The 299-nt window shown below is 55.9% G+C and carries 1 protein-coding gene; it reads right to left on the bottom strand.

Translation table 11 applies throughout. The annotated features are described in order from the left end of the window. Nucleotides 1-15: 15 nt before the first annotated feature. Nucleotides 16-180: a hypothetical protein gene (locus AC1RPV_RS07740; RefSeq protein ID WP_281106390.1), complete on the bottom strand. Its 165-nt coding sequence runs from the start codon at nucleotides 178-180 to the stop codon at nucleotides 16-18. Between the last annotated feature and the right edge of the window lie 119 nt (nucleotides 181-299).

Genomic DNA, 299 nt, shown 5'->3' with positions numbered 1-299 from the left:
AGCAGGTCGCGAGCATCAGGCCCATCCAGCAGCCGTTCTTGTTCCATCAGCAGGTCTACCAGCGTCTTCATTGATCAATTCTCCAGCGTTTATCGCAATCGGGACAGTGAAAGTCGATCCAGTAGCAATCATCAGCCTTGCACCAGTTACCGGTGCTGCCGTCGTACTTCTTCTCGGCATTCGTGTGTGGGCAGCTTTCCTGTAGAAGTCGCAGGCGTGTGCGCAGCCGTTCCTGTGCCTGCTGGATGCTGTCCAGCTCATCTCGATAGATATTGCTCACCAGTCGCTCCCGCTGCTGC

The sequence above is a fragment of the Dellaglioa sp. CoH-55-MRSF-9 genome, assembly GCF_056782155.1.
This window is presented reverse-complemented; position numbering and strand designations above follow the sequence as displayed.